This is a genomic window from Terribacillus saccharophilus, assembly GCF_000725365.1.
Taxonomy (GTDB): Bacteria; Bacillota; Bacilli; order Bacillales; family Amphibacillaceae; genus Terribacillus; species Terribacillus saccharophilus.
Map to the genome: position 1 here is coordinate 2,010,261 of NZ_CP008876.1, position 14,774 is coordinate 2,025,034.

Annotated in this window: 17 protein-coding genes and 1 other annotated feature; of the genes, 4 read left to right on the forward strand and 13 right to left on the reverse strand. The window is 43.7% G+C overall.

Annotation, left to right across the window (positions count from 1 at the left end; translation table 11 throughout):
• Positions 1-119 precede the first annotated feature (119 nt).
• The 4 genes from GZ22_RS10245 to GZ22_RS10260 all read right to left on the reverse strand — a co-directional run bounded on the left by GZ22_RS10245 (position 120) and on the right by GZ22_RS10260 (position 5,196).
• Positions 120-572 carry an NUDIX hydrolase gene (locus tag GZ22_RS10245; protein WP_038562101.1) on the reverse strand — a complete coding sequence of 151 codons (453 nt, stop codon included), beginning with the start codon at positions 570-572 and terminating at the stop codon, positions 120-122.
• Between the two features lie 68 nt (positions 573-640).
• Positions 641-3,067, reverse strand: a complete 2,427-nt coding sequence (pheT, locus tag GZ22_RS10250; protein WP_038562104.1) for a phenylalanine--tRNA ligase subunit beta — start codon at positions 3,065-3,067, stop codon at positions 641-643.
• A gap of 15 nt (positions 3,068-3,082) precedes the next feature.
• Positions 3,083-4,117 carry a phenylalanine--tRNA ligase subunit alpha gene (gene pheS, locus GZ22_RS10255; RefSeq protein WP_038562108.1) on the reverse strand — a complete coding sequence of 345 codons (1,035 nt, stop codon included), beginning with the start codon at positions 4,115-4,117 and terminating at the stop codon, positions 3,083-3,085.
• A 338-nt stretch (positions 4,118-4,455) separates the two neighbouring features.
• Positions 4,456-5,196 carry a TrmH family RNA methyltransferase gene (locus GZ22_RS10260; protein ID WP_038562110.1) on the reverse strand — a complete coding sequence of 247 codons (741 nt, stop codon included), beginning with the start codon at positions 5,194-5,196 and terminating at the stop codon, positions 4,456-4,458.
• Between the two features lie 95 nt (positions 5,197-5,291).
• Between GZ22_RS10260 and sspI the strand changes: the two genes are divergently transcribed.
• Together sspI and GZ22_RS10270 are read left to right on the forward strand one after the other, a co-directional pair.
• Positions 5,292-5,504, forward strand: coding sequence for a small acid-soluble spore protein SspI (sspI, locus tag GZ22_RS10265; RefSeq protein WP_038562113.1), 213 nt, complete (start codon positions 5,292-5,294; stop codon positions 5,502-5,504).
• An 81-nt stretch (positions 5,505-5,585) separates the two neighbouring features.
• Entirely contained in the window at positions 5,586-6,203 is a 618-nt protein-coding gene (locus GZ22_RS10270) for a lytic transglycosylase domain-containing protein (RefSeq protein ID WP_281176647.1), read from the forward strand.
• Between the two features lie 35 nt (positions 6,204-6,238).
• Here the strand turns inward: GZ22_RS10270 and GZ22_RS10275 are convergent, their stop codons facing one another.
• Together GZ22_RS10275 and GZ22_RS10280 are read right to left on the reverse strand one after the other, a co-directional pair.
• Complete coding sequence (locus GZ22_RS10275) at positions 6,239-7,318, reverse strand: M42 family metallopeptidase (RefSeq protein WP_038562117.1); 1,080 nt, start codon at positions 7,316-7,318, stop codon at positions 6,239-6,241.
• Between the two features lie 18 nt (positions 7,319-7,336).
• Complete coding sequence (locus GZ22_RS10280) at positions 7,337-7,825, reverse strand: dUTP diphosphatase (protein ID WP_038562119.1); 489 nt, start codon at positions 7,823-7,825, stop codon at positions 7,337-7,339.
• A gap of 113 nt (positions 7,826-7,938) precedes the next feature.
• On the opposite strand from GZ22_RS10280, the gene GZ22_RS18020 reads away from it, so the two are divergent.
• Entirely contained in the window at positions 7,939-8,313 is a 375-nt protein-coding gene (locus GZ22_RS18020) for a hypothetical protein (protein WP_051748185.1), read from the forward strand.
• 33 nt (positions 8,314-8,346) lie between these two features.
• Here the strand turns inward: GZ22_RS18020 and GZ22_RS10290 are convergent, their stop codons facing one another.
• The 5 genes from GZ22_RS10290 to infC form a co-directional block, all read right to left on the reverse strand.
• Positions 8,347-8,919: a TVP38/TMEM64 family protein gene (locus GZ22_RS10290; RefSeq protein ID WP_038562122.1), complete on the reverse strand. Its 573-nt coding sequence runs from the start codon at positions 8,917-8,919 to the stop codon at positions 8,347-8,349.
• A gap of 78 nt (positions 8,920-8,997) precedes the next feature.
• Positions 8,998-9,258: a DUF1294 domain-containing protein gene (locus GZ22_RS10295; RefSeq protein WP_404819793.1), complete on the reverse strand. Its 261-nt coding sequence runs from the start codon at positions 9,256-9,258 to the stop codon at positions 8,998-9,000.
• A gap of 55 nt (positions 9,259-9,313) precedes the next feature.
• Positions 9,314-9,670, reverse strand: coding sequence for a 50S ribosomal protein L20 (gene rplT / locus GZ22_RS10300; protein ID WP_038562125.1), 357 nt, complete (start codon positions 9,668-9,670; stop codon positions 9,314-9,316).
• Positions 9,671-9,708: 38 nt separating this feature from the next.
• Entirely contained in the window at positions 9,709-9,903 is a 195-nt protein-coding gene (gene rpmI / locus GZ22_RS10305) for a 50S ribosomal protein L35 (protein WP_038562127.1), read from the reverse strand.
• 26 nt (positions 9,904-9,929) lie between these two features.
• Positions 9,930-10,454: a translation initiation factor IF-3 gene (gene infC, locus GZ22_RS10310; RefSeq protein WP_038562130.1), complete on the reverse strand. Its 525-nt coding sequence runs from the start codon at positions 10,452-10,454 to the stop codon at positions 9,930-9,932.
• Between the two features lie 79 nt (positions 10,455-10,533).
• Positions 10,534-10,654 (reverse strand) — a sequence feature (ribosomal protein L20 leader region).
• Positions 10,655-10,843: 189 nt separating this feature from the next.
• Between infC and GZ22_RS10315 the strand changes: the two genes are divergently transcribed.
• Complete coding sequence (locus GZ22_RS10315) at positions 10,844-11,335, forward strand: DUF1648 domain-containing protein (protein WP_038562134.1); 492 nt, start codon at positions 10,844-10,846, stop codon at positions 11,333-11,335.
• A gap of 349 nt (positions 11,336-11,684) precedes the next feature.
• On the opposite strand, the gene thrS is transcribed toward GZ22_RS10315, so the two are convergent.
• Both thrS and ytxC read right to left on the reverse strand, forming a co-directional pair.
• On the reverse strand, positions 11,685-13,631 hold the full coding sequence (gene thrS / locus GZ22_RS10325) for a threonine--tRNA ligase (protein ID WP_038562142.1): 1,947 nt from the start codon (positions 13,629-13,631) through the stop codon (positions 11,685-11,687).
• Between the two features lie 320 nt (positions 13,632-13,951).
• Positions 13,952-14,761, reverse strand: coding sequence for a sporulation protein YtxC (ytxC, locus tag GZ22_RS10330; protein ID WP_245609725.1), 810 nt, complete (start codon positions 14,759-14,761; stop codon positions 13,952-13,954).
• Positions 14,762-14,774: the final 13 nt, after the last annotated feature.

Sequence of the window (14,774 nt, forward strand, 5' to 3'; positions counted from 1 at the left end):
ATTTATGCCTTTTAACGTTATAATTCCCGATAATAGCGCAGCGACACTTGTGATTTTCCTGTATCTTTCAACTTTGTTATTTGTTCTTGAAAACAAACCATCGTTTCTTTACCATTCATCTATTTCAACGCTTGCTGAAAATCCTGAATAAGTGATACATGCTCCTGGAACAACTCCTTAGGTAATGCTTTCAGCTGGAAAAATGCATTATCAGCAGATTCGTTATTAGATCTAATCAGTTCGCCAGTGAATTCCCTGCATTTGTACAAAACTTGAACGAGTGCTACTTGATCACCATTGGCAAACGTCTTGTCATATTCAGGTCCAGAGTACACGCGGAACAGCTGCAGTTCTCCAAGTTGAAGGCCCGTTTCTTCAAAAACCTCACGTCTGGCTGTTTCCGCTGTACTCTCTCCCATTTCCATAAAGCCCCCGGGCAATCCCCATTCACCTGTGTCTCTTCTTTTTTGCAATAATAGTTCTCCTGCCTCGTTTTGAACAAATGCTCCTGCTACAACCATGATCACTTTCTCGTTTCCTACTTTACTTCGTATGTATGAGATATAATCCATTTTGTGCCTCCTTCAAATGATAAAGAAAAAAGGATAATGAAGCTTTATAGGCTTCATTATCCTTTAACTTAACTTCTTAATTCTGCATCATGCTTCGCTTTCACATTTTCGATGATGTTGTTATAAGATGCTTCTACTTCTTCATCTGTCAGTGTGCGTGTCGGATCCTGGTAAAGCACTGTGTAGGCAATCGACTTCTTGCCTGCTTCCATGTGTTCTCCTTGATACACATCAAAGATCTGAACCTGCTGAACAAGCTCTCCGCCAGCTTCTTGGATTGTACGCTGGATATCACCTGCGTGTGCAGCTTCATCCACAACTAGCGCGATATCTCTCGTAACAGAAGGATGACGCGGAATAGTACGGAAGCTTGGCACTTCTTCGTATTGATCCATTAAATAAGCGATGTCCAAATCAAACACATATGTTTCTTTAAGATCGAATGCTTTTTGAACTGTCGGGTGAAGCTGGCCGACTACACCGAGAACCTTACCATGAAGAGATACAGTCGCCGTACGTCCTGGATGGTAGCCATCAACTTGTGCCTGCTGGAATACCGGTTCAAGATCAAGCTGGCCAAAGATCCCCTCTACGATTCCTTTAGCTACATAAAAATCGACTGACTTTTTCTCTTGCTGCCATGGCTGTTCCATCCAAGAACCAGTCAAAGCTCCAGCTAGACGTGCCGTTTCGGTTGGCTGCTCCGTAATCTGTTCTTCTTTGGATAAGAATACACGACCGAATTCAAAGTAGCCTAGGTTCTCTTGCTTACGAGCCACATTATAAGAAAGTGTGTCTACAAGTTCAGGAATGATGCTAAGGCGCAAATGGCTGTGTTCTTCACTCATCGGCATTTTTAATTTAACCGGGAATACTTCCTGCTCCAACACATCTGGACTTACAAGCATCTCTGTGCGTTCTTTGCTTGTTAGCGAGTATGTGATAGTTTCCATCAGTCCAGCACCTTGCAAGTACTGTTTCAGCTGACGTTTCAAGTGTTGCTTCGTCGTTAATTTACCAGCAAAGGCTTCTCCTTCAGGCAATGTGTAAGGAATATTATCGTAGCCGTAAATACGAGCGATTTCTTCCAGCATATCTTCGAACAAGCTAATATCTCCACGTCTAGTTGGTACAGAGATAGTGAACTGACTATTATCTTGTTCAAAGCCGAACTGCAATTTTGTCAGGATAGACGCGATTTCTTCATCAGAAATCGTTGTACCTAAACGGTTGTTCACACTCGCTGTATCGATCTTGACTTGCTTCTCTTCACGATTCAGCTCGTCGAATGCAACAACACCTTGTGCAACCTTACCGCCAGCATACTCCGCAAGAAGACGTGCTGCATATGCTCCAGCTCGCTGCACACGATTCGGATCGATGCCTTTTTCGTAGCGCGCACTCGCTTCGCTGCGCAAGTTATGATGCTTGCTGGAACGGCGAATGGCACGTGCATCGAAGAAAGCTGCTTCTAGCAATACATTCTTCGTATCATCAGAAACCTCAGAGTTAGCTCCGCCCATCACACCTGCAAGCGCAATTGGCTCATTACCGTTTGTAATAACAATTTCATCGCCTTTTAAAGTGCGCTCCTGATCATCCAATGTTTGGATTTTCTCGCCCTCTTTAGCAGAACGTACGACGATTTCCTTCGTTGCCACTTTGTCATAATCAAATGCGTGCAGCGGTTGTCCGTAAACAAGCAGCACATAGTTTGTAATATCAACAACGTTGTTGATTGGGCGAATGCCTGCTGCCATTAAGTAATTGCGCATCCAAAGCGGTGATGGCGCAATAGTTACGTCTTCAATGACAAACGCACCGTAATATGGGTTAAGCTCAGCGTCTTCCACTTTCACAGAAACTAGGTCAGCTGCTTTGCTATCGCTTGTTTGATATGTTTCCTCAGGCTGCTTCACTTGCTTGTTAAGGATAGCTGCCACTTCATAAGCAACACCCAGCATGCTCATTGCATCCGCACGGTTTGGTGTCAAACCAAGTTCTAAGATAACATCATCCAAGTTAAGCAATTCTGCAACTGGCGTACCAACTTTTGTGTCTTCTGGGAAAACGAAAATTCCATCTGTAACATCCTTCGGCACGAATTTTTCATCGATGCCCAGTTCTTGCAAAGAGCAGACCATGCCATGCGATTCAACTCCGCGAAGCTTTGCTTTTTTGATTTTCACGCCGCCTGGAAGACGTGCTCCCGGCAGAGCCGCAGCAATCTTTTGTCCTTGGGCAATATTCGGTGCACCGCAGATAATTTGATATGTTTCAGTGCCAACATTGATTTGGCAAAGATTTAATTTGTCTGCATTCGGATGCTGTTCACAGCTCTCTACGTAGCCGACAACAACATTCGTGCTTTCTGGTGCTACACGTTCAATACTTTCTACTTCAATTCCGGAGCGCGTGATTCTTTCAGCTAGCTCCTCCGGCGTAATATTATCTATGTCTACATATTGCTTCAGCCAATTCAAAGATACATACATCGTTTTTGCCTCCCGTTATGCCTTATGGTATTGCGATAGGAATCGTACATCATTTGTATAGAAGTGACGGATATCATCGACGCCGTATTTGAGCATCGCAATCCGCTCAACACCCATACCGAATGCGAAGCCAGAATATTCTTCTGGATCATAGCCGCTCATACGAAGGACGTTGGAATGCACCATACCAGCACCAAGGATTTCGATCCATCCAGTATGCTTACATACGTTACAGCCTTTACCGTCACAAACCTTACATGTTACATCGACCTCAACAGATGGCTCTGTGAACGGGAAGAAGCTTGGACGCAGACGGATTTCACGGTCGGCTCCGAACAGTTTGCGAGAGAATTCAAGCAGAACACCTTTTAAGTCACTCATGCGGACATTCTTGTCGACTAGCAGACCCTCAATTTGAGTGAACTGATGTGAATGCGTTGCATCATCTGTGTCACGGCGGTACACAATACCTGGGCAGATCATTTTAATTGCTTTATTGCCGTCGTATTCACGCATTGTACGAGCTTGGACTGGGGAAGTCTGCGTACGTAAAAGCAAGTGATCTGTAACATAGAAGCTGTCCTGCATATCCCGCGCAGGGTGATCTTGTGGCAAGTTCAATGCTTCAAAGTTGAAATAATCCGTTTCCACTTCCGGGCCTTCTTTAATTTCAAATCCCATGCCTAGGAAAAGGTCTTCCACTTCTTCGATGATGCTAGTCAGAAGATGAGGGCCGCCTGCTTTGACAGGTCGTCCTGGCAATGTGACATCGATCGCTTCTTTTTGCAGCTGTTCATTGAGTGCTGCTTCTTCCAGCAAATTCTTTTTGTTATCCAAAGCAGTCGCAATTGCCTCACGCACTTTGTTTGCCAATTCACCAATAACCGGGCGCTCTTCAGGAGAAAGTTTTCCCATTCCGCGAAGTACTTCGGTGATTGGACCTTTTTTCCCTAAATAAGCGACACGTACATCCTGCAAGCTTTGCAGGTTATCTGCTTGCTGTACTTTCTCGATGGCTTCTGCTTGTAATGCTTCGAGCTTTTCTCTCATGCTTTTGCCTCCTATGATTTTTGAGCATAAAAAAAGCCCCTCCCTCCGAAAAGGGACGAGCTTTCATTCGCGGTACCACCCTTGTTGGTATACATGTATACCCAACTTGAAGCTTGATAACGGATTTAGCAATCCGGATACACCTTTACTTGTCATCGACAAGGTCCCGGTGCCTGCTCCAGAGTGAAGGTTCATCCACTGCCGCAACCGGCATGCTCTCAGTCTACAGGCACGCCTTCCTGTTGTTACGATCTGCAGGGATTACTGACTCTTTCCACGCATCTCAATATTAATCTTGTTTCATTATAGAAAATCCCGGGACTTCTTGCAACCCGCTTTTACCTATTTACCGTGTGATACAGCAAAATACCTGTAGCAATACTCACATTTAGTGATTCTGCTTTTCCGAAAATAGGAATCTTTACAGCCATATCGCTCTGGGCAATCAGCCGTTTGTCGATTCCTGCTCCTTCATTACCAACGAGCAGTGCTGTTTTTTTCGGTGCAGTCAAATCGCGATAATCGACAGCACCTTCTAATGCTGCTGCCCATACGGTATACCCGTTTTCTTGCAGTTCCGGCAATAAAAGTTCCAGATCGGCAGTTAAAACAGGTAAATGGAAGATAGAGCCTTGTGTTGCGCGGATAACCTTGTCATTATACCGATCAGCTGAGCCTTCACCCAAGTAGACAGCGTCAAACCCAGCTGCATCTGCCGTGCGGATGATTGTTCCCAAGTTACCTGGATCCTGGACAGCATCCAGCATAAGGATACGATTATGACGCTTCAGCTTCTTGTCCTGCATCTGTACAACTGCTGCAATTCCTTGCGGTGTTTCCGTCTCCGTGATTGCTTTGAAAACATGGTCCGATACACGTATTGGCTCCAATTCCGACGCCCATTCCGGATGTTCTGTTTCCTCGCGCAATATGAGCTGTTCAATCGTCCAGCCAGCTTTAATGGCTTCTTCTACAAGATGGAATCCTTCTACCAAGAAGGTATTTGATTTTGTCCGTTCCTTTTTTCGTTTCAATTTCTGCCACTGTTTCACTTGAGCATTTTGAGTTGATGTAATCAACGCACGTTCACTTCCTCTTTCTTGACATATCCTCTATCATACATAGTTTTACGAACAGCGGTCAAACTATAAAAAAAGAAAAGAGGTGCTCATGCATGGATTTAGATATCCGCCGTGCTATCTTGGCCAACATCAAGGACAACAATGAAGAACAGCTGCAAGCTACAATTACAGATTCCATCGATGGTAGAGAAGTTCTTCTGCCTGGACTGGGAGTTTTATTCGAACTGATCTGGAAAAACGCCAGCGACCAAGATAAGCAGGAAATGGTCGATACACTAGCTAAGGGCGTCCAAACACAAGGATAAAACACCGGTGAAATAGGTCTTGTACCCCTGGTTCTTTTGAGCTACAATTGGACTAACAATATGTGACAGGAGATATGTTTTTTGGATACATCTTATCTGCTTTCCACACTTAGTCCGACGATGCTCGCTACTTATCAGCAACGGGCAGCCTTTTCAGGGACCACAAGTTCCAGTCAGTCTTTCAGCAATCTGCTACAGCAGACGATGACAGCCGGTTCTCCGGCTAGACTAAACCCTTATGTAACGCTTAGTTCCATGACACAAACTCAAAGCACACCTTCTATTCAATCTGTTACAGATAGTGCTCCCAAGAGTTCTGGTAATAAGACGGTAGATGGTATCATCTCTGATGCTGCTTCTAGATACGGCGTTGACGAAAAGCTCATTCGTTCTGTTATTCAGATGGAATCAAACTTCGATCCATTAGCTGAAAGTGGTGTAGGTGCACAAGGTCTTATGCAGCTTATGCCGGCTACAGCAGCTGGGCTTGGCGTGACGAACAGCTTCGATCCGGAGCAGAACGTAATGGCAGGCACGAAATATTTGAAACAGATGCTGGATCGTTACAACGGCAACACTAGCCTGGCTTTGGCAGCATACAATGCTGGCCCGGGCAATGTCGATAAATATAACGGCATCCCGCCATTCAATGAAACAACGAATTATGTCCAAAAGATAATGGGCAGCTACCTAGCATAAAAAACCAGCTTCCGCTTGGAAGCTGGTTTTTTTATTTAGCTATACGTAATTTTCTCGACTGTTTCTTTGTCCAATTTCTGAATAACTGCAGTCAATAATTTAACTGTATTATCATAATCATCTTCATGCAGCATGGCCGCATGTGTATGGATATAGCGCGTTGGAATTCCGATTGTCAAAGCAGGGACCCCATTACCCGTCAGATGAATGCTGCCCGCATCTGTTGCTCCGCCTTTGATCGTATCATACTGGTAAGGAATATTCAGTTCCTCTGCTGTTTCAATCACAAGATCACACAGACCTTTATGAGCGATATGGGCAGCATCATATAATACGATCTGCGGTCCAGCACCTAGTTTACCTGTTGCTTCTCTGTCGCTAATGCCAGGTGTGTCACCTGCGATACCTGTATCGACTGCAAAAGCAATGTCTGGTCCAATTTTATTGGCAGAAGTAGTGGCACCCCTTCTTCTAACTTCTTCTTGAACCGTACCAACACCATAAACAGTTGCTTCCTTATCGGTATCATGCAAGTTCTTCATAATATCGATTGCTACGGCACAGCCAATCCGGTTATCCCATGCTTTCGCCAAAAGCAGTTTTTCGTTCTTCATTTTCGTGAATTCGAAATAAGGTACAACCGAGTCACCAGGACGTACGCCGAATTCTTCCGCTTCTTCCTTGCTGCTTGCACCAATATCGATGAACATTTCTTCTATAGAAGCAGGTTTTTTCCGTTTTTCCAGTGATAATAGATGCGGTGGCTTGGAGCCGATAATGCCGACAAGTTCACCCTTCCTTGTATGGACGGTCACACGCTGCGCAAGCATAACTTGACTCCACCAGCCTCCAAGTGTCTGGAAATAAAGATAGCCATTCGCATCGATGCGTGTCACCATAAAGCCGATTTCATCAAGGTGACCGGCAACCATCACTTTCGGACCATCCGTCTTACTGCCTTTTTGGATGGCAATCAAACTGCCGAGATTATCAGTTGTAATCTCATCGGAAAATGGAGAGATAAGCTCCCGCATTACCTTGCGGACACCTGCTTCATCACCCGAAACACCTGGTGCATCAGTCAAACTTTTCAGCATATTTAATTTTTCATTCATTATGTATTCCTCCTCCGTTTAATATCCTTCATCCTGTCTTGTATGATTCACTTCGTTTTTCTGCTGATAAGCCTCTAAAATCGAATCTTCCGTGAACCCTAGCTGCTGACCTAGCTGCAGGAAGCTTTGGAAAAGCGTGACATACGTTTCCTGTACTGGTTCGCTATAAAAGGCACCAATGCTACGGTAGAGTTCCAAGAATGAATCTGTTTGATCGCTTCCGTTATCAGTTAGCGGACTAGACGTATATGTAAGACCTTTATCAAGTCCGACTGACAAAATGAAGTGCAGGCCATCTACATATTCCTCTAGTATGACACTTTGTTCGCTCGGGCCTTTTTTGCTCCAGAATTTGAAACAGCGTGTCTCATTAGCCAATTCTCCAATTTCTACCTGAAGCGCTAGTATTTTTTTACGGAAAAGATCGTCACGATTTGCTGATTCAAGATTGTCTTCGATGTAGGTATCCAGCTCGCGCTGTTTATTGAATAGATATTCGTAATCCATATATAAGACTCCTTCTTGCGTTATTCTTATGTAGTGAGGGTATAGTAAAACGGATGAAACTTCTTCTTTAGCGTAATCGTATCTATACAAAAAGTAAAGGAGGCCTGCTCGCTATGAAGATTCTTTTTCTCCTGTTGCTTGCAGGTGCAGCGATTCTTTTGTTCTACACCGTCATGAAAGCAAGGAAGAACCCTGCCAATGATATGTCACACCTCGATGCAGAGGAAGTGGAATACCGTGAACAGTATGATCACCATTTTTCACTAAGCTATCGAGGCTATCGTATGATTGGTAAGAAGTATTTGCAGCCAAAGGAAGACAGATTTGAAGTTACCAAAGTTGTTATGAATGCTGTACAGCCGGATCGATTATCCGGATTTTCCCGAAATGATCTTTATAAGATGGAAGAGTGCATTCTAAGCCATTTCCCTTATGCTTCTATTGAATGGAAGCATCCGATAAAAGAGCTCGTCCTCACAGAAATATGATAAAGCACTGGAGCTTATAGAAGCGCCAGTGTTTTATGCACTTTCTTTAAAAAATTCCTCCCATTTGATTGTAAATTCCTTTTTCCGCATCAGATAAATACAGGCCAGCAGGACTATCAAGACGCCTGCTATCGCTGCTGGAGGCAAGTAGCGCAGCCATGTGCCTGCAAAAGAATATGCAGCGGCAAGCGGAATACTCGATAGAATCGAGGCCTTCCCATATGATCTCCAGCTGCGGTTATTTTCCATCAAGCAAACGCTTAATATGTGGAAGTGAATAAAAGGTACGAGCCGCATCAAGGCGACTTGGCCCGTTGTAAAGCTCGTGTGCCTGCCAATCAGCTTTTGTTTCAGCATGAGAATCCTATTTGCCGATCGAGGAAAACGCTGCGCGATACCATAGAACAGCATACTGGATGCGGTAATACCGATAATGGACAAAATCGTACCAGCTACAGCACCGAACAGGATTCCACCTGAAATACATAGAAAAACGACAGGCAGAAATAAAGCTGGTCGAAGCAGGTATAGGAGGACGAACAAAAGCGGTGCAAACAATCCCCCTGTTGCGACGACCGTCAACATACTCACGCCAACCTGGTCCATTGCTGCTCACTCCCTCTTAGATGTCTCTAATATATATGACAGGAGACGAGCCTTTATGACAAGCACACAGCATTTATCTTACAGTAAATAAAGAATTAATAGGACATGCATGACGACAAGACAAGGAAAGCCGATAACAAACGCGGTATGCTTCGTTTTATGTCGGAATGCCTGCATCCCGAGCCAACCGCCCAGTGCGCCACCAATGATTGCTGTAATCCACAGCCTTCGTTCACTTATACGCCACGCGTGCTTCTTTGCTCTTTGCTTATCTATTCCCATCCAGCTGAACAGCAGGATATTGACAACCAGCAGATACAGACTAATGAGCAGCTCCATATTCCTACCCCTTTCTATACAAAAAGCCGCTATCAAAGGATAGCGGCTTTTTGGCTTATTTCAATGCGTCTTTTGCTTTAGTAGCAAGTTGCGCGAATGCTTTTTCGTCAGAGATTGCAAGCTCTGAAAGCATTTTGCGGTTTACTTCGATACCAGCAAGTTTAAGACCGTGCATCAAACGGCTGTAAGAAAGTTCGTTCATACGTGCAGCAGCATTGATACGTGCGATCCAAAGTTTACGGAAGTCACGTTTTTTCTGTCTGCGGTCACGGTATGCGTACTGACCGGATTTAATTACTTGTTGTTTTGCAACTTTGAATAGTGCGTGTTTCGCACCATAATAACCTTTAGCTAACTTAAGAACGCGTTTACGACGCTGACGCGTTACTGTTCCACCTTTTACACGTGGCATAGTATTCCCTCCTATAGGACAAAAAATCTTTAATTTTATTATTTAGGTAGCATTTGTTTGATACGTTTAAGATCACCAGCAGAAACAAGTGCATCTTTACGAAGTTTACGTTTCTGTTTAGTAGATTTATTAGCAGCCAAGTGGCTTGTGTAACCGTGGTTACGAGCTACTTTTCCAGTACCTGTTTTCTTGAAACGTTTAGCGGACCCTTTGTGGGTTTTCATTTTTGGCATCGTATTTCCTCCTTATATCCTTCGGCTTACTGTTTCTCAGCTATCGGAGCAAGCATTAGGAACATGCTGCGGCCTTCCATTTTCGGTTTCATTTCAACCGTTGCAACATCCTTGCACTCTCCAGCTAGCTTTTCGAGAACTTCTTGGCCTAATTCTTTATGCGTAATGGCACGTCCGCGGAAACGAACAGAAGCCTTTACTTTATCGCCTTTTTCAAGAAACTTACGCGCGTTGCGAAGTTTCGTATGGAAGTCATGATCCTCGATACCCGGGCTCAAACGAACTTCTTTTACGTTGATTATTTTCTGGTTCTTACGCGCTTCTTTTTCTTTCTTCTGTTGCTCGAAGCGGAATTTACCATAATCCATAATCCGGCACACGGGTGGTTTTGCGTTTGCAGCCACAAGCACCAAATCAAGATTTCTTGTTTGTGCGATTTCTAATGCTTCTTGACGGGATTTTACGCCAAGCTGGTCACCGTTTGAATCAATGAGTCGAACCTCACGTGCGCGAATTTTCTCATTGATATTCGTATCTTTGCTAATAATCATCCACCTCCAGGATATTTTGGGAAACTTATGATCGGGGACAAGATATCCGCCGCTTATCAGTTAAACATGGTTGTAAAAAAGCATAAAAAAAATGCCGGTACGCATACGGCACCCACATTTGTCCTAGAACACTGTTTTCGTACCTGCCAACTGCCAAGCGGCGTCAATCAGGTGAGAAGTGGGTACTTCTGCTTGTCTCAGATCACATATTTATTTCACTTTTACAATCTTATCATAGCTGATTAATGCTGTCAATCATATTGAAGCCCAGTAATCCTGCTCAATTAATGTAACACATTCTTTCGATGCTGACAACCGTCGATTTAAAATAATCCAGCTGAAACTTATTCCCTGACGATTTCGTATGTAAACTATGAGGTGATAAACAGATGAGAAAAAAACTCAATATACCGAAAACACGCGAAGAGAAAATCTGGGATATCATCGGGGTTGGCGGCTATGTTGCTACAGTAATCTTCATAATCATTATCTGGAAGCAGCTACCCGAACAAGTACCTCTCCACATGGATTTAACCGGGAAAGTAGATGACTGGGCGGCAAAAGAAAGTATGCTCGTGCTCCCTGCTATCAGTATCATTATGTTTATTCTCTTGCACATATTAGAAAGATTCCCTCACGTGTACAATTATCCGAAACGGTTGAATGACAAAAATGCGGCTGCATTTTACCGTGTTAATCGTAAGATGCTGAATAAGTTAAAGAACCTAATTATTCTTGTTCTTTGTATCATTGATGTGGAATTCAGTTTAATTGCTCTAGGCTGGATAGATGATGGGCATGCCTGGACATTTATAATCATTTTACTTGCTGTGTTTTATCCTATTGTGGAGGGAATTATGAAGCAGCACAGAATTAAGTGATCAGGCAGCAAAGAACTGCTGATTAGAAAGGTTAAACAAATGAATAATGTAAGAAATACAATCCAAACTGTTGCAACATTTATTCTTTTCGGCAGTTTGATTCCGGCAATTCTCTTAAAACAGTTTACAGTGATAAACCCCGAATATATAGATATGTGGATATTTTTCGCCATGATAATTGCACTACTATTAATTATTATTTCATTTCTATTTCCTAAAAAGTGAGTATCTTCACTCTCATCAAAGCAAGCACCAGTGTTTAAATTTAGTAGCTTCCTGTAGTCTTATCTATCATAAAAATACACAAAAAATCCTTCCACCACTTTAGTGATGGAAGGATTTTTTTATGTTATTTACGCAATACGCGTTTCGCTACTTCTTCTTTGATTTCTGCAGTGAAAGCTTTCAAATCTTTCGTTTCGGATTGTTTTTCTCCGTAACGGCGGATGTTGACGGCTTGGTCAGTTACTTCCTGGTCGCCGACAACGATTTGGTATGGAATCTTCTGTACTTGTGCTTCACGGATCTTGTAGCCCATCTTTTCATCGCGCTCATCCACTTGTACACGAATACCCTCCATACGAAGTGTATCCTCCACTTGGCGTGCATAATCCATATGCGCTTCCGGAGAAACTGGAATGATTTTCGCTTGGACTGGTGCAAGCCATGTCGGGAAGGCACCTTTGTATTCTTCAATCAAGAAGGCAACAAAACGTTCCATTGTCGATACTACACCACGGTGGATAACGACTGGACGATGTTCTTTACCATCTTCGCCGATGTAAGTCAGGTCAAAGCGTTCTGGCAAGTGGAAGTCCAACTGAACAGTAGATAATGTTTCATCTTTACCAAGAGCTGTCTTCACCTGAACGTCTAGTTTCGGACCGTAGAATGCTGCTTCGCCTTCTGCTTCTACATAATCAAGTTCAAGATCTTCCATTGTTTCTTTCAGCATTGCTTGCGCTTTTTCCCACATTGCATCATTGTCGACATATTTTTCTTTGTCTTCAGGATCACGGTAAGAAAGACGGAAGGAATAGTCATCGATACCGAAGTCTTTGTACACAGCTTGTACGAGATTTACTACACGAATGAACTCATCTTTCAATTGATCTGGACGTGCGAAGATATGCGCATCATTCAATGTCATTGCGCGAACACGCTGCAAGCCTGCAAGGGCACCAGACATTTCGTGACGGTGCATTGTTCCTAGTTCCGCGATACGGATAGGAAGGCTCCGGTAGCTATGCAATTCATTTTTGTATACCATCATATGGTGCGGACAGTTCATCGGGCGAAGTACAAGGTCTTCATTATCCATTTCCATTGTCGGGAACATATCATCTTTATAATGATCCCAGTGTCCGCTTGTTTTATAAAGCTCTACACTTCCCAGTACAGGAGTATAAACGTGATCATAGCCAAGCTTTTCTTCCAAGTCGACGATGTAGCGTTCGATTGTACGGCGGATTGTTGCACCTTTTGGCAGCCAAAGCGGCAGACCTTGTCCGACTTTTTGGGAAACAGTGAACAATTCCAGCTCTTTTCCTAGTTTACGGTGGTCACGCTCTTTTGCTTCTTCTAGCATTTTCAAGTGGTGATCCAGCTCGCCTTTTTTCTCGAAAGCAGTACCATAAATACGCTGAAGCATTTGGTTTTTGCTGTCGCCTCTCCAGTAAGCACCGGAAATGCTAAGCAGCTTGAACACTTTAATTTTGCCTGTAGATGGTACGTGGATACCACGGCAAAGGTCGAAGAATTCACCTTGCTCATAGATTGTTACATCTTGATCTTCCGGAATCGCATCGATCAATTCTAATTTCAGCTTATCGCCAATGTCAGAGAACATCGCTTTTGCTTCCTCACGGCTGACAACTTTACGGACAATCGGAAGGTTGGCATCAACGATTCGCTGCATTTCTTTCTCGATCTTCGGTAGATCTTCCGGTGTGATTGAAGCCTCTAGATCCATATCATAGAAGAAGCCGTTCTCGATTACCGGTCCTACTCCGAACTGTACGTTACCATATAGGCGTTTTACTGCTTGTGCAAGTAAGTGCGCAGCAGAGTGACGCATGATTTCCACGCCTTGTTCCTGCTTAAGTGTGACGATTTCAATTGCACCGCCATTCGGAAGCGGTGTGCGCAGATCATATGCGACGCCGTCGATATTGACTGCGATAGCCTGCTTCTTCAAACCTGATGAAATGGATCCTGCGATATCCTCGCCAGTTGTTCCAGCAGGAAACTCTTTCTTTGCTCCATCTGGGAAAATGATTTCTAATACATCTGCCATTGTTCTTTCCTCCTAAAATATAAAAAGCCCGTCCCTTTGCACAAAGTTTGTGCAAAGGGACGAGCGTTTGTCTCGTGGTTCCACCCTAATTCCCGGTATATATACCGGCTCAAGGATCTGTAACGTCGATCACACGCTGCCGGTTTTCTTTCGTCCCCCGACAGAGCGTTAAAAGGTGGTAACAGCAAAGCGTATGCAGGAAGCTTCCAGCCTAGGCTCCCCTCTCTTAAACGCAAACGGATTTTACTATCATGTCCTTTATTGTCGCTTCTTCATATAAGGTAAGTATAAGCGCTGATTCGGGAAAATGCAAGGACATGCTAATAACGGGAGAAAGGAAATTGATGTAAGGGAAGGTATGCGGCTCTTTCCTGAAAAATATTAATGACAGTCAGTGTCTTTGGTTCTGATGGGTAGTCACCATACAAATAGATTTGACGAGGCGACATGGCAATCAAAGGTGTAAGATTTTTTTCCTGTTTCCCTATACCAGCTAAAAAGAGCGGTTCTTCAACAGCAAGCGATGTAATCTCCTCAGCGGTATAGCTCGTTCCATCTTCTTTGTAAAAGGCGAAGTCACGCCCTTGTATCACATGGATTTCGTCAGTTCCTATCGGCTTTTTACCAACATATTCCCGCAGAGATTCCACATACAGCTGATACTCTTCTTCACGCTTATATTCATCTATCGCATGACCGACTACATCCATCAATGCTTCCCTGTACGCAGTGCTGCGAAATTGGATGACAGCGTCGTAGAAAATCCTGATGTGCTTGGCAGCAATGTCCTGAAAAACCTGTGTAATTTGCTGACGGGGCAAGCTGGGTTCTTTTTCTTCTTCATACATATCTCCGACGAGAATCGTTTGTGTCAATTCTGCTATCCGCTTGATCGCTTCCTCGTCCTTATAATAATAAACTTCTTTCACAATTTGCTCGATCCATTCTGTCTCTCGGTGATGAAGAAATGTTTCTACTAAGGCGATTGCAATTCGCCGGTGATAGCCATCATGAATTGTTGCTTCATAGCCCCAGCGGTCATCTTCATCCACATACACCTGTTTCGTTCCATCCACTATTGCCAGACACGAACAGAATGTATCCATCTCTTTTTTTGATTTGATAAACACTTTACGCAATATC